Below are 21251 nucleotides of genomic sequence, written 5' to 3'. Positions count from 1 at the left end.
CCTGTATGGCAAACTACCAAAACATGCTAGTCGCGATTGATCCTAACCAGGACGATCAACCTGCCCTGCGGCGTGCTGTTTATTTGCATCAACGGATTGGCGGCAGGATCAAAGCCTTCCTGCCTATCTATGATTTTTCCTACGAAATGACCACGCTTCTGTCCCCCGATGAACGCACCGCGATGCGCAAAGGGGTTATCAGCCAGCGAACGGCCTGGATTAAACAACAGGCGCATTACTACATCGAAGCCGGGATCCCTATTGATATTAAGGTGGTGTGGCATAATCGCCCGTTCGAAGCCATCATCCAGGAAGTGATCGCCGGTGGGCACGACCTGCTGCTAAAAATGGCGCACCAGCATGACAAGCTGGAAGCCGTGATCTTCACCCCCACCGACTGGCATCTGTTGCGTAAATGCCCCTGCCCGGTGTGGATGGTCAAAGATCAGCCGTGGCCGGAAGGCGGCAAAGCGCTGGTGGCGGTGAATCTTGCCAGCGAAGAGCTTTATCACAACGCGCTGAATGAAAAGCTGGTGAAGGAAACGCTGAAGCTGGCGGATGATGTTAACCACACCGAAGTTCACCTGATCGGCGCGTATCCGGTTACCCCCATCAACATTGCCATTGAATTGCCTGATTTTGATCCGAGCGTGTATAACGACGCCATTCGCGGCCAGCATCTGGTGGCCATGAAGGCGCTGCGTCAGAAATACGGCATTGACGAAAAGATGACGCACGTCGAGAAAGGGCTGCCGGAGGAAGTTATCCCGGATCTGGCCGAACATCTTCAGGCGGGGATTGTGGTGCTCGGCACCGTCGGACGCACGGGGCTTTCCGCCGCGTTTCTGGGGAATACCGCTGAGCAGGTTATCGACCATTTACGCTGTGATTTGCTGGTGATAAAACCGGACGATTATCAGACGCCGGTTGAGATGGATGACCCGGAAGACGACTGACCCCGAAGCACTGAAACAGAAATCCCGCGCCCGCCGCGGGATTTTTTTCTCCGCAAAAACAAAAAAGCCGCCCTTTCGGACGGCTTTCATGAGACTGCTGACGCTTACAGCGCTTTCAGAATCGCTTCCACGCTGGCTTTGGCATCGCCAAACAGCATCTGGGTGTTCTCTTTAAAGAACAGCGGGTTCTGCACGCCTGCGTAACCGGTATTCATTGAGCGCTTAAACACAATCACGTTTTGCGCCTTCCACACTTCCAGCACCGGCATACCGGCGATTGGGCTACGCGGATCGTCCTGAGCAGCCGGGTTGACGGTATCGTTAGCCCCGATAACCAGCACGGTGTCAGTGTCGGCGAAGTCGTCATTGATCTCGTCCATTTCCAGCACGACATCGTACGGTACTCGGGCTTCAGCCAGCAGTACGTTCATGTGGCCCGGCAAACGCCCCGCGACAGGGTGAATACCGAAACGCACTTTAACTCCGCGGGCACGTAGTTTCTCGGTTATTTCCGCCACCGGATACTGGGCCTGAGCCACCGCCATGCCGTAGCCTGGGGTGATGATAACCGACGTGGAGTTCTTCAGCATTTCAGCCGTTTCTTCCGCGCTGATTTCACGATGTTCCCCAGCCTCTTCCGTTTCACCCGTAGAGGAACCGTCGGTCCCGAAACCACCGGCAATCACGCTGATAAACGAGCGGTTCATCGCCTTACACATGATGTAAGACAGGATGGCACCGGAAGAACCGACCAGTGCACCGGTAACGATAAGCAGATCGTTGCTGAGCATGAAGCCCGCAGCCGCTGCGGCCCAACCTGAATAGGAGTTAAGCATCGACACCACGACCGGCATGTCTGCCCCGCCGATGGACGCTACCAGGTGCCAGCCAAAGGCCAGCGCAATGATCGTCATAATCAGTACGGCAAGCACCTGCATGCCAACGCTTTCTGTACGCACAAACACCAGCAGCAGCGCGAAGGAAACCACCAGCGCCGCCAGGTTCAGCTTATGACGATTTGGCAGCATCAGCGGTTTAGACGAAATTTTACCGCGCAGCTTGCCAAAGGCCACGATAGACCCGGTGAAGGTGACCGCCCCGATGAAGATCCCGATGAAGACTTCCGTTAAGTGGATATTCTCCATGATCGGCTCAAGGCCAGGGCCGTGATCAAGGTAGCTATTAAAGCCTACCAGCACCGCCGCCAGGCCGACAAAGCTGTGCAGCACGGCAACCAGCTCCGGCATTTCGGTCATTTCGACCTTCTTCGCCAGGTGAATACCAATCGCGCCGCCGATCACCATCGCAATGATAATCCACACAACGTTGCCGGTTTCCGGGCCAAAAATGGTCGCCACCAGCGCAATCGCCATCCCCGCGATACCGAACAGGTTACCCTGCTTTGAGGTTTCGTGTTTGGACAGACCCGCCAGGCTAAAAATAAACAGGATCGCGGCAACAATGTATGCAGCTGTAACTAATCCACCAGACATCTGTTACCCCTTAGTTCTTCCGGAACATTTTCAGCATGCGCTGAGTGACGGTGAAACCACCAAAAATATTGATACTGGCGATCAGTACCGCAATAAAGCTCAGGAAGCTAACCCAGCCGCCGTGCCCAATCTGCAGTAGCGCACCCACCACGATGATCCCCGAAATGGCGTTAGTCACCGACATCAGTGGCGTATGCAGCGCATGGGAAACATTCCACACTACGTAGTAACCCACTACGCAGGCCAGCGCGAAGACGGTAAAGTGCCCAAGGAACTCTTTAGGCGCCACGCTTGCAAACCAGCCAAACAGGATAATGGCCAGCGCCATCAGGCCGTACTTAAACCATGGCGACGTTGGTTTTTTCTCTTCGACCGGTGCCGCCGCTGGTTTCGCTGCGGCCTGAGGCTGGGCCGAAACCTGAATTGGCGGCGCAGGCCAGGTCACTTCACCTTCGCGAATAACGGTCACGCCGCGCACAACCACATCATCAAAATCGACGGTGATATTGCCGTCTTTTTCCTTGCACAGCAGTTTGAGCAAGTTAACGAGGTTAGTGCCGTAAAGCTGGGAGGACTGGGTCGGCAAACGGCCCGGCAGATCGGTATAACCGATGATCTTCACGCCGTTAGGCGTCACGGTAACCTGGTTCGCCACGGTGTATTCACAGTTGCCGCCGTTTTGTGCCGCCAAATCGACAATCACGCTGCCCGGCTGCATGGAATCCACCATTTCACGGGTAATCAGCTTCGGTGCAGGTTTGCCCGGAATCAGCGCCGTAGTGACGATGATATCCACCTCTTTCGCCTGAGCCGCAAACAGCGCCATTTCGGCTTTGATAAAGGCTTCGGACATCACTTTCGCATAGCCATCCCCGCTGCCGGCTTCTTCTTTAAAGTCCAGCTCCAGGAATTCGGCGCCCATGCTTTGCACCTGCTCTTTCACTTCCGGGCGGGTATCAAACGCGCGAACAATTGCCCCGAGGCTGTTGGCCGCGCCGATGGCTGCCAGGCCCGCAACGCCCGCACCGATAACCATCACTTTGGCTGGAGGAACTTTACCTGCAGCGGTGATTTGCCCGGTAAAGAACCGGCCAAACTCGTGCGCAGCTTCGACAATGGCACGATAACCGGCGATGTTAGCCATGGAGCTAAGCGCATCCAGTGACTGCGCGCGTGAAATACGCGGCACGGAGTCCATCGCCATGACGGTAATATTTCGCGCCGCCAGCTTTTCAAGCAGCTCCGGGTTTTGTGCCGGCCAGATAAAGCTGACAAGCGTCGACCCTTCCCGAGCAAGCTCAATTTCGTCATCCAGCGGGGCGTTCACTTTAAGGATAATGTCCGACTGCCAGACATCCGCGCAGCTGGCAACGTTCGCCCCCGCACGCTCAAACGCTTCGTCGTCAAAACTCGCCAGTTTTCCCGCATCGTTTTCAACGGCGACACTGAACCCCAGTTTAATCAGCTGCTCTACCGTTTTCGGCGTGGCGGCTACACGGGTTTCATTGGCCAACCGCTCTCTTGGTACACCAATACGCATAGTATTCCCTTCCATCTGTTTTTGATGATGGTTTGCCAGACCTTGCCATGGCCAGACGCAATCATCCGCCCGTACAGACAGGCGGATATCTGTTCCATTACCACTTCAACAAAAAATACATCTGTAACAAACTTTTTATAACCTACTGAAAATAACGATTGTGATCCACATCCGCATCCGGGTATTTGTATTTTTATCGCAAAAATTCAGCCACCACGCGCTCAGGCAGTTATTTTAATCTCTATTTACACACAGAGGCCTGATAATACGCTTAAGTGAGGCGGTATGACATGATTCTACGCCGTCACAAAACTCATTTTTAACAACATTTTAACTAAATAAGTCATAAGCTTTATCAGTTTTACCGGTGAACGTCTCTTTTTTTAACTTAATAACGTTTGCCGCCGTTATTCCGCCTCGGGAAGGCACAAGGCGTGAAAAATGGCGCAGACAAGGACGTTATTTCCAGCCATAATCGGCAACTAATCGGTCTTTATCAGAGAAGTACCTGTATTCATTTTGCGCAAGGCGAAGGATTATTTTTATGAATCTCAAGAACACCCTTCTGGCGTCAGCTCTTATTTCTGTCACCTCACTGTCCGCTCAGGCGGCGACTGAATTGACGCCAGATCAAGCTGCTGCTTTCAAGCCGTACGAGCGTATTACCGTCACGGGACGCTTCAACGCCATCGGTGATGCCGTGGCTGCCGTTTCGCGCCGTGCCGATGACATGGGAGCAGCATCATTCTATGTTCTGGACACCAACTTCATTGGCGAAAGTGGCAACGCCCGCGTGGTCGCAGATGTCTACAAAGCCGATGCACCAAAAGCCGATGCAGTACAAAATCGCGTCATTAATGGTGTTGTTGAATTGCCGAAAGATCAGGCATTCAAACTTGAGCCTTTCGATACCGTCACCGTCCAGGGCTTCTATCGTAGCCAGCCGGAAGTGAATGACGCCATTACCAAAGCCGCGCGTGACAAAGGTGCAGCTTCGTTCTTTATCGTTCGCCAGGTCGACGCGAACCAGGGCGGCAACCAGCGAGTCACGGCATTCATTTATAAAGCCGATGCTAAACAACGCGTAGTGCAGAGCCCGGATTTACTGCCAGCTAACTCTGAGGCAGGTAAAGCGGCGCTGGCCGCCGGTGGTGCTGCCGCTAAGCAGGTAGAAATTCCGGGTGTTGCCTCTTCTGAAGCGCCATCCAGCGATGTTGGCCGCTTCTTTGAAACCCAGTCGTCTAAAGGTGGCCGTTACACCGTTACGCTGCCAGACGGCACAAAAATTGAAGAAGTGAATAAAATCACCGCCGCACAGATGGTACCGTTCGACAGCGTTCAGTTCACCGGGAACTACGGCAACATGACTGAGATCTCTTATCAGGTTGCGAAACGCGCCGCCAAGAAAGGGGCTAAGTTCTACCACATTACTCGCCAGTGGCAGGAACGTGGTGGCAACATCACCATCAGCGCAGACCTGTTTAAATAAGATACACCATCAATCAGAGGGCAGCTTAGGCTGCCCTTTTTTTTGTACTCATATCATTTTATCGCACTACACGCATTGCAAGCAGTGTGCACACTCCGTAAAATCCCGCGCCTTAGCGTGATCCTCCATTTATATGCGTAAAAGCATAATAATTATGCTGGTTCACTTCAGACTTCTACAGGATACCTATGGAAAAGAAACTTGGCCTCGCTGCGCTCACCGCGCTGGTATTAAGCTCCATGCTCGGGGCGGGCGTGTTTAGCCTGCCGCAGAATATGGCGAGCGTTGCGAGTCCGGCTGCGTTACTGATCGGCTGGGCGATCACTGGCGTAGGTATTCTCTTGCTGGCTTTGGCGATGCTGGTACTCACCCGACTACGCCCCGACTTAGACGGCGGAATATTCACTTACGCACGTGAAGGTTTCGGCGAGCTTATCGGCTTTTTCTCAGCCTGGGGTTACTGGCTGTGCGCGGTGATCGCCAACGTTTCTTATCTTGTCATTGTGTTCTCGGCACTGAGTTTCTTTACTGACACCCCTGAACTACGCCTTTTCGGCGACGGCAATACCTGGCAATCCATCGTCGGTGCCTCCGTGTTGTTATGGATGGTGCATTGGTTGGTACTGCGAGGTGTACAGACTGCGGCCAGCATTAATCTGGTTGCAACGCTCGCCAAATTGCTGCCTTTAGGGATGTTTGTGGTGCTGGCCGCGATTGCTTTTAAGCTATCCACCTTCTCTTTCGATTTTACCGGTATTGAACTCGGCGTTCCTGTCTGGGAACAGGTGAAAAATACCATGCTGATTACCCTTTGGGTCTTTATCGGCGTGGAAGGTGCCGTCGTGGTATCCGCGCGTGCAAGAAATAAAAAAGACGTTGGCAGAGCCACGCTGCTGGCCGTTATTGCCGCACTAAGCGTCTATTTACTGGTCACCTTGCTTTCTCTCGGTGTCGTCGCTCGTCCAGAACTCGCCGCAATGCGCAATCCGTCAATGGCGGGGCTGATGGTCGAAATGATGGGGCCATGGGGCGAAGTGATTATTGCGGCCGGACTGATTGTTTCCGTGTGCGGCGCCTATCTGAGTTGGACAATTATGGCTGCAGAGGTGCCACTGCTGGCGGCAACCCATAAAGCCTTCCCCAAAATGTTCGCCCGGCAGAATAAAAACAACGCACCGTCGGCTTCCCTTTGGCTGACAAACATCAGCGTGCAGGTATGCCTCGTGCTCATCTGGCTGACCGGGTCGGACTACAACACGCTGCTGACCATTGCCTCAGAAATGATTCTGGTGCCTTATTTCCTGGTCGGCGCTTATCTCCTAAAAATTGCTACCCGTCCTCTGCACAAGGCGATTGGTGTTGGCGCTTGTCTTTACGGTTTGTGGCTACTTTACGCGTCGGGCCCGATGCATCTGCTGCTTTCAGTCGTGCTGTATGCGCCTGGATTATTAGTCTTTATTTACGCACGCCGTACCCATACGCACGAAAAGTCGCTAAATTTAAAAGAGCGTACAATGATTTGTCTAATGCTGCTGGCAGCATTTCCGGCAACGTGGCTGCTGGTGGGGTAACGAATGCTTCCCCGGCAGCGATTCTGGATCAGGGGAGCCAAGCTATTAACCGACCCATTCTTATCACCGGTGCAGGCCAACGTATCGGCCTGGCACTGGCTCAGCATTTTCTGGCTAAATCTCAGCCGTTAATTGTCAGTTACCGCACGCGCCATCCTGCTGTCGATAAACTCGAACAGGCTGGCGTCACATGCCTGTACGCCGACTTTTCAACAAACGAAGGCATCCTGGAATTCGCTCAACGAGTGAAGTCGCACACGCCTGCTCTGCGGGCCATCATCCATAATGCCAGCGAATGGAAGCCGGAAACCCGCGAGACTGCGCCAGGCGATACACTGCAGGCAATGATGCAGGTTCATGTGGCAGCACCTTATTTACTTAATCATGAACTGGAAGATTTACTTCGCGGGCACGGGCAGGCCGGCAGCGATATTATCCATCTGACAGATTACGTCGCGGAACGTGGTAGCGATAAACATATTGCCTATGCCGCCAGCAAAGCGGCACTTGAAAATATGACGCTCTCTTTTGCGCTAAAGTTGGCCCCGGAAGTTAAGGTCAACGCCATCGCGCCAGCGCTGATTATGTTTAACGACGGGGATGATGCCGACTATCGCCAGCGCTCGCTGAACAAATCGCTGATGAAAATCGCCCCCGGCGAACAGGAAATTGTGAGTCTGGTTGAGTATCTGTTGACCAGCCGCTATGTCACCGGCAGAAGCCATGCAGTAGACGGCGGACGACACCTACGCTAACGCTGTTTACCAACCATTAATGGTGTAATCTATTGCATCATTGTATGTTCAAATTTTAAAAGCCGACGCGGCGGATTATGAGCAAAATAGTTTACGTGGAAGACGATCCTGAGGTTGGTGGCCTGATAGCCGCTTATCTCGGGAAACATGACATTGACGTTATTGTCGAAACCCGCGGCGATCGCGCCGAGGCCGTTATCCAGCAACAGCAGCCTGACCTGGTACTTCTGGATATTATGCTGCCAGGAAAAGATGGCATGACGCTATGTCGCGATCTTCGCCCGCAGTGGGATGGCCCGATTGTACTGCTGACGTCATTAGACAGTGATATGAACCACATCCTCTCACTTGAGATGGGTGCTAATGACTATATTTTGAAAACGACGCCGCCTGCCGTCCTCCTGGCACGGCTTCGTCTGCATCTGCGCCAGCGCGTTTCAGCGCAACAAACGGTCGAGACAACCACCAGTAACCTCAAACCGCATAAAGCTATCCGCTTTGGCACGCTGTGCATTGACCCGCTTAACCGCCAGGTGACGCTGGGGGATGACAATGTCGTGCTGTCTACCGCGGATTTCGATCTCCTGTGGGAGTTGGCAACGCATGCTGGACAGATAATGGATCGCGATGCCCTGTTAAAAAATCTGCGCGGCGTGACCTACGATGGAATGGATCGCAGCGTGGATGTGGCTATCTCCCGTCTGCGTAAAAAGTTACTCGATAATGCGACAGAGCCTTTCCGGATCAAAACCGTTCGCAACAAAGGCTATTTATTTGCCCCTCATGCCTGGGAAAGCGAAGCTTAATAATCGCGTTAGAGATATAAAAAACCCGCTGCCGCGGGTTTTACTTAATCAGTTGATTCACAAAGATTTTATTTCAAGATAAGTCAGTAGATCGACGTTCTGTGTTTGCCTGGCCCTGTCATTCAGCGCGGTAAGCGTGAAGCCATAAGCTTTATCACTCGCATCATTGACGCTGTAAGCAAATTGGCTCGAACCATCCTGAGTAATGCAGAGAATGTCCCACTCCCCACTCTGCTGTTTGTTACTTGAGCAATGCTGCGGCCCGAAACTATAGGAAAGATAGGATTCGACCCGGTCTTGTGCAGCAGAAACGTAAGGAGGCACGGAAGAAGTAAAGCCAGAAACCATAACCACGCCAGCAGCAGCCAGAACCGCGACAACAGCGAAACCCCATTTCTTGGTCATTTCCATATTCCTTATGAACGAACAGCCATAATAAATTTATTGTGGAGTGGCTTATGATAAATCGTATTAATTTTAGATAGGGATGAGTTTAATACAAGAAAAATCCTAAAAAAATAGCACTTTATTTATCCGGTACCGTATCTCTCACTGGTAAAGTGATTAAACACAAAATCACGTTGGATAATGCAATCAGCGGCCGGGAAGATATAATGCACCATAGCGCCTGCAGGGATGAAGGCGACACAATCAACCAATTGATTTCATGGTAAAATTTAATGAAAAAGCTGTTTGTACAGTTTTATCTTCTGCTGTTTGTCTGCTTCCTGGTGATGACCATGCTGGTCGGGCTGGTGTATAAGTTCACCGCCGAGCGGGCGGGCCGCCAGTCGCTGGATGATTTAATGAAAAGCTCGCTGTACCTGATGCGCAGCGAGCTACGTGAAATTCCGCCACGGGACTGGAATAAGACCATCAACGATCTCGACCTGAATCTCTCTTTTAAGCTCAATATTGAGCCGATGAGCAAGTTCAAACTCGATGATGTTGCCGCTCGCCACCTGCGTGAAGGCGAGATCGTGGCACTGGACGAAGAATATACGTTTATCCAGCGGATACCCCGCAGCCACTACGTGCTGGCCGTCGGCCCGATCCCCTACCTCTTTTATCTGCACCAGATGCGACTGCTGGATATTGGCCTGATTGCCTTTATCGCCATCTCACTCGCCTTCCCGGTGTTTATCTGGATGCGCCCACACTGGCAGGACATGCTCAAACTGGAAAGCGCCGCCCAGCGATTTGGTAAAGGGCACCTGGATGAGCACATTCATTTTGATAACGCCTCAAGCTTTGAACGACTTGGCATTGCCTTCAACCAAATGGCCGATAACATCAATGCCCTGATTGCCAGTAAGAAGCAGCTGATTGACGGGATTGCACACGAGCTTCGTACCCCACTCGTTCGTCTGCGTTACCGTCTTGAAATGAGCGACAACCTCAGCGAAGAGGAATCTCTGGCGCTCAATCGGGATATTGGCCAGTTAGAGGCGTTGATTGACGAGCTACTGACTTACGCCCGCCTCGACCGTCCGCAGACTGAACTTCATCTGGCGCACGTCAAATTTGCCAACTGGATGGAAACGCATATTGCCGACGTACAGCTCATTCACCGTCAGCGCCGGATTACGCTAGAAACAGATACCATCACCGCCATTGACTATGGCGCGCTGGATCTGCGTCTCATGGAACGAGTCACGGATAACCTGATCAATAACGCGCTGCGTTACAGTGAGCAGCAGCTTCGTATCAGCCTGTGGAGAGAAGACGATATTGCCTATCTACAGGTTGAAGATGACGGTCCCGGTATCCCGGAAGAAGAGCGCGACCGCGTATTCGAGCCTTTTGTTCGCCTCGATCCCAGTCGGGACAGAGCAACCGGCGGCTGCGGGCTTGGCCTGGCGATAGTCCACTCGATTGCCGTGGCGATGGGTGGACACGTCACCATTGAAAGCAGCCCTTTGGGCGGCGCCAGCTTCCGTTTTTCATGGCCGATAAACACCACCTATCTCTCCTGAGTTCTCCGGCCCGAGCGTGCTATCGGGCCTGTTTTCCCCTGGTGAACATAAACGACGCTATTGCCGATGTGGTTACCCGTTGCTACAGTTAATTAGTATGTTGTAACTAATGTGAGTCGCTATGCCCCGCTACGATCTTATTGAACGCTTAACGTCCACCTGCAGGGAACTGCAACAGCACCTGGCGATGCTCAAGGTACAGCTCGGTCAGCTCCGGCTGCTCAGCGGACGCGTCTTTACGCTGCCGGAAATAGAAAAAAGCAAAGAACACGATCCGCTCTCTAAGATTGAAGTCACCCAGTACGTCGGGCAGGAAGCGCATCAGGCTGCAGTAGCCCACTTTACCCGGCTGTTTATCCAGCAGCAGTCGGAAAAAACCAGCACCAAGGCCGCCGTGCGTTTACCCGGCGTGCTCTGTTATTCGGTTAACGCAGAGCAATATCAACAAACGTTCGAGCTTCTGGAAGATATCAACCGGCTGAAACACGCGCTGGAGCAGATTATCAGCGTCGAGTCGGAGCTTCCCTCCGCCCAGCGTTTTGAATGGGTTCACCACCATATTCCCGGCCTGCTCACCCTGAACGCCTACCGCGCCATCACCCTGCTCGAAACGCCGGACACGGTACGTTTTGGCTGGGCGAATAAACAGATTGTTAAAAACCTTAGCCGCCAGCAGGTGCTTGAGATGTTAGAAAAAAGCCTGAATGCCGGGCGAGCCGTGCCGCCGTGGACGAAAGAACAGTGGGCCGAGCGTGTAGCGCAGGAAATCGATGATGTTCAAAGGCTGCCGGAAAGTATACGGCTAAAAATCAAACGGCCGGTCAAGGTACAACCTGTGGCCCGCGTGTGGTATCAGGCACAGCAGAAACAGGTGCAATATGCCTGCCCTTCTCCGCTGATTGTTTTGTGTAAGCAGGAGAGTGGCGAAACGCCTCCCGACACAGGAGAGTTGCTGAACTACGATGCCGAAAATATTCAGCACCGCTATAAGCCAAAAGCGCAGCCGCTGAGACTGATTATCCCGCGGCTGCACCTTTACTGCGAAGCGTAAAATTACGACTTCATGCTGCCGACCATATCCTCAGGGCGAACCCAGGCATCGAACTCTTCCTCGGTCAGATAACCGAGTTTCAGCGCCGATGCTTTAAGGGTCAGCCCCTCTTTGTGGGCTTTTTTGGCAATTTCTGCCGCTTTGTCATAGCCGATATGGGTATTGAGCGCGGTCACCAGCATCAGCGACTCGTTCAGCAACTGGCTGATACGCTCGCGATTAGGCTCGATGCCCACCGCACAGTGCTCGTTGAAGCTTTCCATGCCGTCGGCCAGCAGGCGAACGGACTGCAGGAAGTTATGGATAACCATCGGGCGATAAACATTCAGCTCGAAGTTACCGGACGCACCGCCGATGTTCACCGCCACGTCGTTGCCCAGCACCTGGCAGCAAAGCATGGTGACGGCTTCACACTGGGTCGGGTTCACCTTCCCCGGCATGATGGAGCTGCCCGGTTCATTCTCAGGAATCGACAGCTCGCCAATCCCGCAGCGTGGGCCGGAAGCCAGCCAGCGAACATCGTTGGCAATTTTCATCATCGACGAGGCCAGCCCTTTCAGCGCGCCATGCGCGTGAACCAGGGCATCGCAGGTGGCTAATGCTTCAAATTTGTTTGGCGCCGTCACAAACGGCTGCTTCGTGAAGTCAGCCAACTCTTTTGCCACGCGCACCGCATATTCAGGATGCGTGTTCAGCCCGGTACCCACCGCCGTGCCGCCCAGCGCCAGCTCCGCCAGATGCGGCAAACTATGGTCGATATGTTTCAGGTTATGCTCCAGCATAGCCACCCAGCCGGAGATCTCCTGCCCCAGCGTCAGCGGCGTGGCGTCCTGCAGGTGGGTACGGCCGATTTTGACGATATCCTTAAAAGCATCGGCCTTTTTGGCCAGCGTTTGTTTGAGCACGTTTAACTGCGGCAACAGGTGCTCGCGAACCGCGATAATGGCCGCCACGTGCATGGCGGTCGGGAAAACGTCGTTCGAACTCTGACTTTTGTTCACGTCGTCGTTCGGGTGCACCAGTCGCTCCATCCCGCGCACGCCACCCAGAATTTCACTGGCGCGGTTCGCCAGCACTTCATTCATGTTCATGTTGCTTTGGGTGCCGGAGCCGGTCTGCCAGATAGCCAGCGGGAACTCACCGGGGTGCTTTCCTGCCAGCACTTCATCGGCGGCCGCGATAATAGCCGTGCCGCGCTCTGCGGGCAGCAGGCCGAGGTCAACGTTGACCTTTGCCGCCGCGCGCTTGGTGAGCGCCAGCGCCCGAATCAGCTCGGTGGGCATTTTCTCGGTAGAAATGCGGAAGTGCTCAAGTGAACGCTGGGTCTGCGCCCCCCACAGTTTATCTGCCGGGACGTCGATCGGGCCCATTGAGTCTTTTTCACTGCGACTGGATGTCATGCCTTTCTCCTTTGCGATAAAAAAAGCCGCCACTATAGGCGGCTTGAGTATTACTTAACGCATCGAGAGCACTGTGAGGCCTGAATTTTCTGGAAGAAGTCGTTGCCTTTGTCATCCACAAGGATAAACGCCGGGAAGTCTTCCACTTCGATTTTCCAGATGGCTTCCATACCCAGTTCCGGGTACTCCACACACTCCAGACTCTTGATGCTGTTTTGCGCCAGCACGGCCGCCGGGCCACCGATGCTGCCCAGGTAGAATCCACCGTGTTTGTGACAGGCGTCGGTCACCTGCTGGCTGCGGTTGCCTTTGGCCAGCATGATCATGCTGCCGCCGTTGGCCTGCAGCTGATCCACGTAGGAGTCCATGCGGCCCGCCGTCGTCGGCCCTAAAGAGCCAGATGCATAGCCGTCCGGCGTTTTGGCCGGGCCTGCGTAATAAATAGGGTGATCTTTCACGTACTGCGGCAGATCTTCCCCGTTATCGAGACGTTCTTTCAGTTTAGCGTGAGCGATGTCACGCGCCACAATAATGGTGCCGGTTAACGACAGACGAGTGGACACCGGGAAGTCGGACAGCTGAGCAAGGATCTCTTTCATCGGGCGATTCAGGTTCACTTTCACCGCTTCGCCCTCGCCTGCCTGACGCAGCTCTTCCGGGATGTATTTGCCCGGATTGTGCTCCAGTTTTTCAAGCCAGATGCCGTCTTTGTTGATTTTGGCTTTGATGTTGCGGTCGGCGGAACAGGACACGCCCATCCCAACCGGGCAGGATGCGCCGTGACGCGGCAGACGAACAACGCGGATATCATGCGCGAAGTATTTGCCGCCGAACTGAGCGCCCAGGCCAAGATTCTGCGCTTCTTTCAGCAGTTCTTCTTCCAGCTGCACGTCGCGGAACGCCTGACCGTATTCGTTGCCTTCCGTCGGCAGGCCGTCGTAGTACTTGGTTGACGCCAGCTTCACGGTTTTCAGCGTCGCTTCGGCAGACGTTCCGCCGATAACAAACGCCACGTGATACGGCGGGCAGGCCGCGGTGCCCAGGGTGCGCATCTTCTCAACCAGGTAATCTTTCAGCTTCGCCGGGGTGATCAGCGCTTTGGTTTCCTGGTAGAGATAGGTTTTGTTAGCCGAACCGCCGCCTTTGGCGATGCACAGGAATTTGTACTCGTCGCCGTCCACGCTGTAGAGATCAATCTGCGCTGGCAGGTTAGTCCCCGTGTTCACCTCTTTGTACATATCCAGCGCGGCGTTCTGGGAATAGCGCAGGTTATCTTCAATAAAGGTGTTGTAGACGCCGCGAGACAGCGCTTCTTCGTCGCCGCCGCCGGTCCAGACGCGCTGGCCTTTTTTACCCATGATGATAGCGGTGCCGGTGTCCTGGCAGGTCGGCAGAATGCCCTTGGCGGCAATGTCTGAGTTACGCAGGAACTGCAGCGCAACGTATTTATCGTTCTCGCTGGCTTCCGGGTCGCTCAGAATGTCCGCCACCTGCTGCTGGTGCGCCGGGCGCAGCATAAACGAAGCGTCGTGGAAGGCATGTTGGGCCAGCAGCGTCAGGGCCTGAGGATCAACCTTGAGGATTTGCTGGCCGTCAAACTCGGCGACGGAAACATAGTCGGAGCTCAGGAGGTAATATTCGGTCGGGTCTTTTTGGAGCGGGAAAGGCTCCTGGTAATGGAAGGGTTTATTCGACATATTTCTCTCACTTGCGACAACAGTAACGTTAATTTTTATATTTCAGCGCAGGATCTTACGCTGCGTTCCAAAAACAAGTCATAACATGCTACACAATTTTTTAACAGAAACTGAGACTAATACGACTTTTTGTTGCCCTGGTTACTTCGCGGCGGATAATTGGTTTAATAACTGAAACTTCGACTCAATGATGACAGGGACCTGAGATGCAAAAATTGATCAATGCGGTACAAAATTATGCCTGGGGAAGTGAAACGGCGCTAACGGAACTGTACGGCATCGCCAACCCGCAGCATAAGCCCATGGCCGAACTGTGGATGGGCGCTCACCCAAAGAGTAGCTCAAAAGTGCTCGATGCCAACGGGCAACCGCACGCATTGCGTGATGTGATTGACGCCGACAAGCAAGCGCTGTTGGGGAAAGCCGTTGCCGGGCGTTTTGGCGAGCTGCCTTTCCTGTTCAAAGTCCTTTGTGCCGCCCAGCCCCTCTCCATTCAGGTTCACCCGAACAAAAAAGCGTCTGAAATCGGCTTTGCGAAAGAAAATGCAGCGGGTATTCCGCTTGATGCCGCAGAACGTAACTACAAAGATCCTAACCACAAACCTGAACTGGTCTTTGCCCTGACGCCGTTCCTCGCGATGAACGCTTTCCGCGAATTCTCTGACATTGTGTCGCTACTGCAGCCGGTATCTGGCGCACATCCGCTGATTGCGCATTTCCTCCAGCAACCCGGGGCCGAAAGTCTGGCGCAGCTGTTTGCCGGCCTGCTGAATATGCAGGGCGAAGAAAAAGCCCTGGCGCTCGGCGTGCTGAAAGCTGCCCTGAATAATCAGCAGGGTGAGCCGTGGGAAACCATTCGCGTGATTTCCGAATTCTACCCGGACGACAGCGGCCTCTTCTCCCCGCTGCTGCTGAACGTGGTTAAGCTTGAGCCGGGCGAGGCAATGTTCCTGTTCGCCGAAACCCCACACGCCTACCTGAACGGCGTGGCGCTGGAAGTGATGGCCAACTCTGACAACGTGCTGCGTGCCGGATTAACGCCGAAGTACATTGATATTCCTGAACTGGTGGCTAACGTTAAGTTCGAGCCAAAACCGGCCAACCAACTGCTGAGCCAGCCGCAGAAAACCGGCAGCGAACTGGACTTCCCTATTCCTGTGGATGACTTTGCCTTTTCCCTGCACGACCTGAGTACGCAGGAAGCCGCGCTGGCACAGCAAAGCGCAGCCATTGTGTTCTGCGTTGAAGGTGAAGCCGTGCTAACCAAAGACGCCCAGCGTCTGGTGCTGAAGCCGGGTGAGTCTGCGTTTATTAGCGCCGCCGAGTCGCCAATTGCCGTCAGCGGCGTTGGCCGGGTAGCGCGAGTGTTTAATAAACTTTAACTTACTGATCTTTTTAGCGCGTATTGCTAAGCTAGTAAGCATGTTGACGAAAACGCCTGATTGCAGGCGTTTTTCTTTCGCCCGGTGGGGGACGGCTACCGGCTTCTATACATGGATAATGACACGATGAAAAAATCTCTGGTTGCGGTTGGGGTAATTGTTGCGCTGGGCGTTGTATGGACCGGCGGAGCCTGGTTTACGGGTAAACAGCTCGAAGGTCGTATGGCCGAAATGATTGATAACGCCAATGCTGAAATCAAAAATTCAGCACCGGAATCGGGGATTGTGCTGAGCTACCAGGACTACAAACGTGGGCTTTTCCACAGTTCGGTACAGCTGGTGGTTAAACAGGCTGCCGGGACGAAAAATGCCCTGCTCACGCCAGAACAAAGCGTGTTATTCAACGAAACAATCGATCATGGTCCTTTCCCGTTCGCGCAGCTGAAGAAATTCAACCTGATACCGAGCATGGCGTCGATCCACACTGAACTGGTGAATAACGACGTGACCAAACATCTTTTCACGCTGACCAAAGATAAGCCGCTTATCGGCGTGGAAACTCGCGTCGGCTACAGCGGCGCAACTTCTTCGGATATCGCGCTGGCGGCCATTGATGCCACCGAGGGTGAAGACAAGTTCAGCTTCAGCGGCGGCAAGTTCACCGCCGACGTGGACGGCGCAGGCAATGAAATCGCCCTTTCCGGCTCGGCCGACAGCGGCCTAGTGAACACCGTCAACGAATACGGCCAGCGCGTGCAGCTCTCTTTCAACGGGATCAAAACCGACGGAGACAGCAAACGCAGCCTGTTTGACCAGCGCGTAGGCTCACAGAAAGCGACTATCGACAAGCTATCTATGGTGGTGGACGGCAAAGAAATTGCCGTTGTCGAAGGCTTCAACCTGACCGCAAAATCTGACGTGCAGGACGACAAAAAGCACTTTACCGGCCAGTTCGACTACAGTCTGGATGCGCTGAAAGTCCAGAACCAGAACATGGGCAACGGCAAGCTGACGCTTAAGCTCGGCAATATTGATGCCGCCGCGCTGCGCGACTTTACCCAGAAGTACAACGCTGGCGTACAGCAGCTAATGGCCGACCCGGCGCTGCAGCAAAACCCTGAACTCTACCAGCAAAAATCCGTGGAGCTGATTAGCGCTAACCTGCCGCTGCTGCTGAAGGGCAACCCTATCATTACCGTTGCCCCGCTGAGCTGGAAGAACGCGAAAGGCGAATCGACCTTTAACCTGTCCCTGTTCATGAAAGATCCTCAGGGCGCAACCGGCCCGGCCAATACGCCGGAAGAGCAGCTGGATCGCTACGTGAAATCTCTCGACGCGAAGCTGGTGATCCCTATGCCAATGGCTACAGGGCTGATGTCCCAGGTGGCACAGCTGGAAGGCTACAGCCCGGAAGAGTCAGACAAACTTGCCGGCCAGCAGATCAAAGGCCTGGCCGCCATGGGCCAGATGTTCCGCATCACCAAGGTTGACGGCGATAACATCACCACCAGCCTGCAATACGGCAGCGGAAAAGCCTCGCTGAACGGCGAGCAGATGTCGCTGGGTGAGCTGTTCAGCATGTTCGCCCTGCCAGCGGGTATGGGTGGCCCGGCGCTGCAGGATAACGACAGCGATGCCGTGCCGCAGCCACAGGATGAAGCTCCAGGGGATGACGCCTCTCCGGACGCCGACCCGGCACCTCAGCAGTAAGCCAAATAGCCGGCTAATATCACTCAATTAATGGGTCGATGTTAAACACTAGCCTCATCAATACACTGATGAGGCTTTTTTATGCCTTTATTTCTTTCCTGGTTAAATTGGCACATTGCTGCCCGGCAGCATATCAATGATGATTTTATTTTTAATACATGGTGAATAACTGATACAGCGACCAGTAAAATATGCCTGGCAACAAAAACTCATTTATTAACAACCTCACAGTGAAAAATACAGTGGTCATTAAAATAACACTTTATAAGCCAAGAAAAATCGCCATATTTATAAAATAATATATCTTCATTATTCCCACCCAAAAGCACTGCATTGACAACGATCAACATATCTGCAAACAAACACTTTTTTCACAACGTAATCAATCTTAATATTTTTTTAAAGAATTTTAATTAAACATATTCAAATCAGTTTTTGCTGAGAACTCCCTAATAATGCGTCGGCGAAATCAAGCTTTCATGTTTGACGCTTGCACTCAAAATCCAATTTGCACCATTACGCAATAGATAACGAACCATAGGGGTTTTACGATGAATAAAAAAATTGCCACATATTGCCTGCTTGCCGCAGGGGCGGTGTTTACATCGGGAGTCTTTGCCGAACCAAAATTTATTGACGAGGATGTTTTTTCAATTGATGTTACACCTACGGTAATCAAAACCAGCACGCTGGCGATGAACGTCACTAATGAATTCACCTCAGACGGGAATATCGGGCCTAACCAACGCTTATTTACACTCAACATTAGCACAACCCCGGAAACAAGCGTTGCTGTAGCAGCTGCTAAACTTGGGGGAACCCAATTGAGAACGGATGGATGGATAGCTAGCCAGGGTTTGGATGGAAGTGCCTCGATTATTGAGGGCTTTATTTCTGATGAATATAAAGGCAAACTGGAGACCTCACAGGAATATTTTCCGAACGGTGTATATAATATCGCTGGAAAATCAGCAGTGATACTCTTAAAGGGAGCGGAGTCCTACGCTATTGATGTGACGACTGACTCAACATATGGAACGAGAGAAGGCACATACCATCGGCCTGGAGAGTATATTTTTAGCTTTATTGCACAAGCATATACAGAATAACTTCTCCCGACATTCGTCAGAATTTAAATTTTAGGTGATATTATGTTGAATAAATCTCTCATCGCATTAGGTACTTTAGGGCTCGTCTTCGCAGGTAATACTTCGGCCGTCACATTTGATGATAATCTTCGGATAGAGAGGCAGGCGAAGGTAATAGTGACGCAGGACAGTCAGGTCACTATTCGAGCCTTCAATATCAATAATAGGCTTCCGGAAAATGGGGATGAGCTAAAAGACACGAAGTTCTTTCAGCTTGGGATTAGCTCCCTGGATACCAACGTCAAAGTATCTCTCGCGGGCGGCGGTGAAACCCTTATTCAGGGGGACGGAACCGTATACAGTGCACCCCGTCAGGAGGACGGGACAACGCTTATTGGTATAGTGGAAAATAAATATCTGGGAGATATCGAAACTGACCCGCTTTACTTACCCAACGCGGCAAATAAGACTACCGGAGCCAGCGCAGTGCTGCTCTCCGGTGGTACAGAGCATTATCTGACTATTAATGGTGCTGACGTCTCACAAAACATTATGCCCGGTCAGTATACGTTTAATTTCGTCGCCCAGGCCTATACCGAGTAACCAGGCGATAATCACAGTACAGGCTGCACCTCAATCAGGTGTTGCCTGCTGATGGGGAACAATCCGAACGCATCAGTGATTTTTATCTTTTGCCTGCCAGCAGCGCCGCAAGCGAGTCCCGAATCTCCGGCCATTCATCGTCAATAATGCTAAATCTCACCGAATCACGCTTTCGGCCATCCGGCATAATCCGCTCGTGTCTGACTATTCCTTCCTGCTTCGCGCCTAATCTCAGAATGGCGCGGCGAGATTTTTCGTTGATCACATCCGTGGTGAACTGCACCCGCACACAATCCAGCGTCTCAAACGCATATTGCAGCATCAGAAATTTGGCTTCGGTATTGGCCCAGGTTCGCTGCCAGCGGGTGGCAAGCCACGTACTGCCAATTTCAAGCTTGCGGTTTTTCATATCTATTTTCCAAAACCGCGTGCAGCCAATCACGTTTCCAGACTCAATATCTATCGTCACGAACGGCAAAATTGTCCCTGCCTGCCGCCCATTGAGTGCATGCTGGATGTAGTCGTTTACCGTCTGTGCGGACGGCACAACGGTAAACGGCAAGTTCCACAGCTCACCGTCCGAGGCGGCCTCAACCAGCAGTGGAGCATCGCTCAGTTCCAGGGGCCTAAGCTTGATACGCTGGCCGGTCAGTGTAGGAAAGTCGCTCATAGGATCCCTGCAAAAGTTAGTTTTTAATGGTGATTAATCGGGCGGGCATAATCTGGTTGCTGAACACGACGTCGCTTTCCTGGGCCCGCTGGAGAATGCGCTGCGCCGCGCTGCGGCCAATTTCTCTTGCTGGCGTGGTGACCCACGTCATTGGCACGTCGTCCAGGTCATCTTCTGTGACTTCAGCAAAGCCTGCCAGCGCGATGTGCCGGTCGTAATAACTGTCCACGCTGCCGCCGCCCATCTGCCAGCCTGCACGGGTCAGGCCGAACCATGCCCCCATCGCCACTGTACTGTTGTGGCAAACCACGGCGCTGATGGTCGGAAAGTTGTGCAGCAGTTCCGTGATGGCATCCGCCGCCTGCTTCTGGCTCGGCTCGCACTCGAGGATCCAGTCGCTATGGAAAGGCAGTCCATGCTGCATCAGGGTGGCGCAAAACCCGCCCAGCCGCTCCGCCCGCGTTAACGACGAGCTACGCCCGCCGAGCCAGGCAATACGCTGATGCCCGCGTTTAATCAGATGCTCGGTCACCATTTGCGCCGCCTGCATATTATCCGGGCGGATAATATCAACTTCGTCCAGATAACTTGCCCGCGAGGCAAACACCAGCGGCACCTTATTCTGTACTGCCATATCCCGCAGGTCCGCCCCCTGGCCTGCCGCCCCGGCAATAATAATGCCGTCCACGCCCTGGGCCACCAGCGTGTCGAAACAGCGCTGCATATGTTGGCCGTTGCTTCCGCTTTGGGTGAGAAACAAAAGCTGCCCCTGCTGCTCCAGCGCTTCCGTTAACCCGGCAGTTAATTCCGCATAAAAAGGATTACAGAGGTCGCGGACAATCAGGCCAATTACCCCGCTCTGCCCGCCGCGTAGCGAAGCCGCCTGGCGATTACGCACAAAGCCTAACTTTTCGATAGCCTCATTCACCCGCTGACCGGTGGCGGTGGAGATCCTGCCCTTGCCGCTAAGCACCAGCGATACCGTGGTCACCGAGACACCTGCGGCCTCGGCAACCTCGTTGATAGTGATTCTTTTGGTCAGCGTCGACATCGTTAAGTCAGAT

The 21251-nt window shown here is 53.2% G+C and carries 18 protein-coding genes; 11 read left to right on the top strand and 7 right to left on the bottom strand.

Annotated elements, in window-relative coordinates:
* Positions 1 to 5: 5 nt before the first annotated feature.
* Complete coding sequence (gene uspE, locus LH23_RS14995) at positions 6 to 956, top strand: universal stress protein UspE (RefSeq protein ID WP_039292624.1); 951 nt, start codon at positions 6 to 8, stop codon at positions 954 to 956.
* A gap of 104 nt (positions 957 to 1060) precedes the next feature.
* On the opposite strand, the gene pntB is transcribed toward uspE, so the two are convergent.
* Both pntB and pntA read right to left on the bottom strand, forming a co-directional pair.
* Positions 1061 to 2449, bottom strand: a complete 1389-nt coding sequence (gene pntB, locus LH23_RS14990; protein ID WP_039292622.1) for a Re/Si-specific NAD(P)(+) transhydrogenase subunit beta — start codon at positions 2447 to 2449, stop codon at positions 1061 to 1063.
* A gap of 10 nt (positions 2450 to 2459) precedes the next feature.
* On the bottom strand, positions 2460 to 3989 hold the full coding sequence (gene pntA / locus LH23_RS14985) for a Re/Si-specific NAD(P)(+) transhydrogenase subunit alpha (protein WP_039292619.1): 1530 nt from the start codon (positions 3987 to 3989) through the stop codon (positions 2460 to 2462).
* A 544-nt stretch (positions 3990 to 4533) separates the two neighbouring features.
* On the opposite strand from pntA, the gene ydgH reads away from it, so the two are divergent.
* The 4 genes from ydgH to rstA all read left to right on the top strand — a co-directional run bounded on the left by ydgH (position 4534) and on the right by rstA (position 8610).
* Positions 4534 to 5478 (top strand): DUF1471 family protein YdgH, encoded by a 945-nt coding sequence (ydgH, locus tag LH23_RS14980; protein WP_039292615.1) that lies wholly within the window; start codon positions 4534 to 4536, stop codon positions 5476 to 5478.
* 188 nt (positions 5479 to 5666) lie between these two features.
* Complete coding sequence (locus tag LH23_RS24025) at positions 5667 to 7049, top strand: amino acid permease (protein WP_039292612.1); 1383 nt, start codon at positions 5667 to 5669, stop codon at positions 7047 to 7049.
* A 44-nt stretch (positions 7050 to 7093) separates the two neighbouring features.
* The gene (gene folM / locus LH23_RS24020; RefSeq protein ID WP_156108091.1) at positions 7094 to 7804 is read left to right on the top strand and encodes a dihydromonapterin reductase; all 711 of its coding nucleotides are present in this window, start codon (positions 7094 to 7096) and stop codon (positions 7802 to 7804) included.
* A gap of 77 nt (positions 7805 to 7881) precedes the next feature.
* Complete coding sequence (gene rstA / locus LH23_RS14965) at positions 7882 to 8610, top strand: two-component system response regulator RstA (protein WP_039292609.1); 729 nt, start codon at positions 7882 to 7884, stop codon at positions 8608 to 8610.
* Positions 8611 to 8667: 57 nt separating this feature from the next.
* Here rstA and LH23_RS14960 read toward each other — a convergent pair whose 3' ends face one another.
* The gene (locus LH23_RS14960; protein WP_039292605.1) at positions 8668 to 9015 is read right to left on the bottom strand and encodes a hypothetical protein; all 348 of its coding nucleotides are present in this window, start codon (positions 9013 to 9015) and stop codon (positions 8668 to 8670) included.
* Between the two features lie 275 nt (positions 9016 to 9290).
* Between LH23_RS14960 and rstB the strand changes: the two genes are divergently transcribed.
* Both rstB and tus read left to right on the top strand, forming a co-directional pair.
* Positions 9291 to 10586 carry a two-component system sensor histidine kinase RstB gene (rstB, locus tag LH23_RS14955; protein WP_039292604.1) on the top strand — a complete coding sequence of 432 codons (1296 nt, stop codon included), beginning with the start codon at positions 9291 to 9293 and terminating at the stop codon, positions 10584 to 10586.
* Positions 10587 to 10707: 121 nt separating this feature from the next.
* On the top strand, positions 10708 to 11637 hold the full coding sequence (tus, locus tag LH23_RS14950) for a DNA replication terminus site-binding protein (protein ID WP_039292601.1): 930 nt from the start codon (positions 10708 to 10710) through the stop codon (positions 11635 to 11637).
* A 2-nt stretch (positions 11638 to 11639) separates the two neighbouring features.
* On the opposite strand, the gene fumC is transcribed toward tus, so the two are convergent.
* Together fumC and fumA are read right to left on the bottom strand one after the other, a co-directional pair.
* Complete coding sequence (gene fumC, locus LH23_RS14945) at positions 11640 to 13037, bottom strand: class II fumarate hydratase (protein WP_039292599.1); 1398 nt, start codon at positions 13035 to 13037, stop codon at positions 11640 to 11642.
* A gap of 50 nt (positions 13038 to 13087) precedes the next feature.
* The gene (gene fumA / locus LH23_RS14940; protein WP_008456390.1) at positions 13088 to 14734 is read right to left on the bottom strand and encodes a class I fumarate hydratase FumA; all 1647 of its coding nucleotides are present in this window, start codon (positions 14732 to 14734) and stop codon (positions 13088 to 13090) included.
* A 206-nt stretch (positions 14735 to 14940) separates the two neighbouring features.
* Between fumA and manA the strand changes: the two genes are divergently transcribed.
* The 4 genes from manA (at position 14941) to LH23_RS14920 (ending at position 19517) form a co-directional block, all read left to right on the top strand.
* Positions 14941 to 16116 (top strand): mannose-6-phosphate isomerase, encoded by a 1176-nt coding sequence (gene manA, locus LH23_RS14935; RefSeq protein WP_039292595.1) that lies wholly within the window; start codon positions 14941 to 14943, stop codon positions 16114 to 16116.
* Positions 16117 to 16242: 126 nt separating this feature from the next.
* Positions 16243 to 17826, top strand: coding sequence for a YdgA family protein (locus LH23_RS14930; RefSeq protein WP_039296727.1), 1584 nt, complete (start codon positions 16243 to 16245; stop codon positions 17824 to 17826).
* A gap of 551 nt (positions 17827 to 18377) precedes the next feature.
* Positions 18378 to 18935: a hypothetical protein gene (locus LH23_RS14925; protein ID WP_039292592.1), complete on the top strand. Its 558-nt coding sequence runs from the start codon at positions 18378 to 18380 to the stop codon at positions 18933 to 18935.
* A gap of 42 nt (positions 18936 to 18977) precedes the next feature.
* On the top strand, positions 18978 to 19517 hold the full coding sequence (locus LH23_RS14920; protein WP_039292590.1) for a hypothetical protein: 540 nt from the start codon (positions 18978 to 18980) through the stop codon (positions 19515 to 19517).
* Positions 19518 to 19599: 82 nt separating this feature from the next.
* On the opposite strand, the gene LH23_RS14915 is transcribed toward LH23_RS14920, so the two are convergent.
* Entirely contained in the window at positions 19600 to 20187 is a 588-nt protein-coding gene (locus tag LH23_RS14915; RefSeq protein WP_039292587.1) for a GNAT family N-acetyltransferase, read from the bottom strand.
* Between the two features lie 16 nt (positions 20188 to 20203).
* Positions 20204 to 21238 carry a Mal regulon transcriptional regulator MalI gene (locus LH23_RS14910; protein WP_039292585.1) on the bottom strand — a complete coding sequence of 345 codons (1035 nt, stop codon included), beginning with the start codon at positions 21236 to 21238 and terminating at the stop codon, positions 20204 to 20206.
* Between the last annotated feature and the right edge of the window lie 13 nt (positions 21239 to 21251).

The sequence above is a fragment of the Cedecea neteri genome, from assembly GCF_000758305.1.
Classification (GTDB): domain Bacteria; phylum Pseudomonadota; class Gammaproteobacteria; order Enterobacterales; family Enterobacteriaceae; genus Cedecea; species Cedecea neteri_C.
Note: the sequence above shows the minus strand (reverse complement) of the source record. Positions and strands in the feature narration are given on the sequence as shown.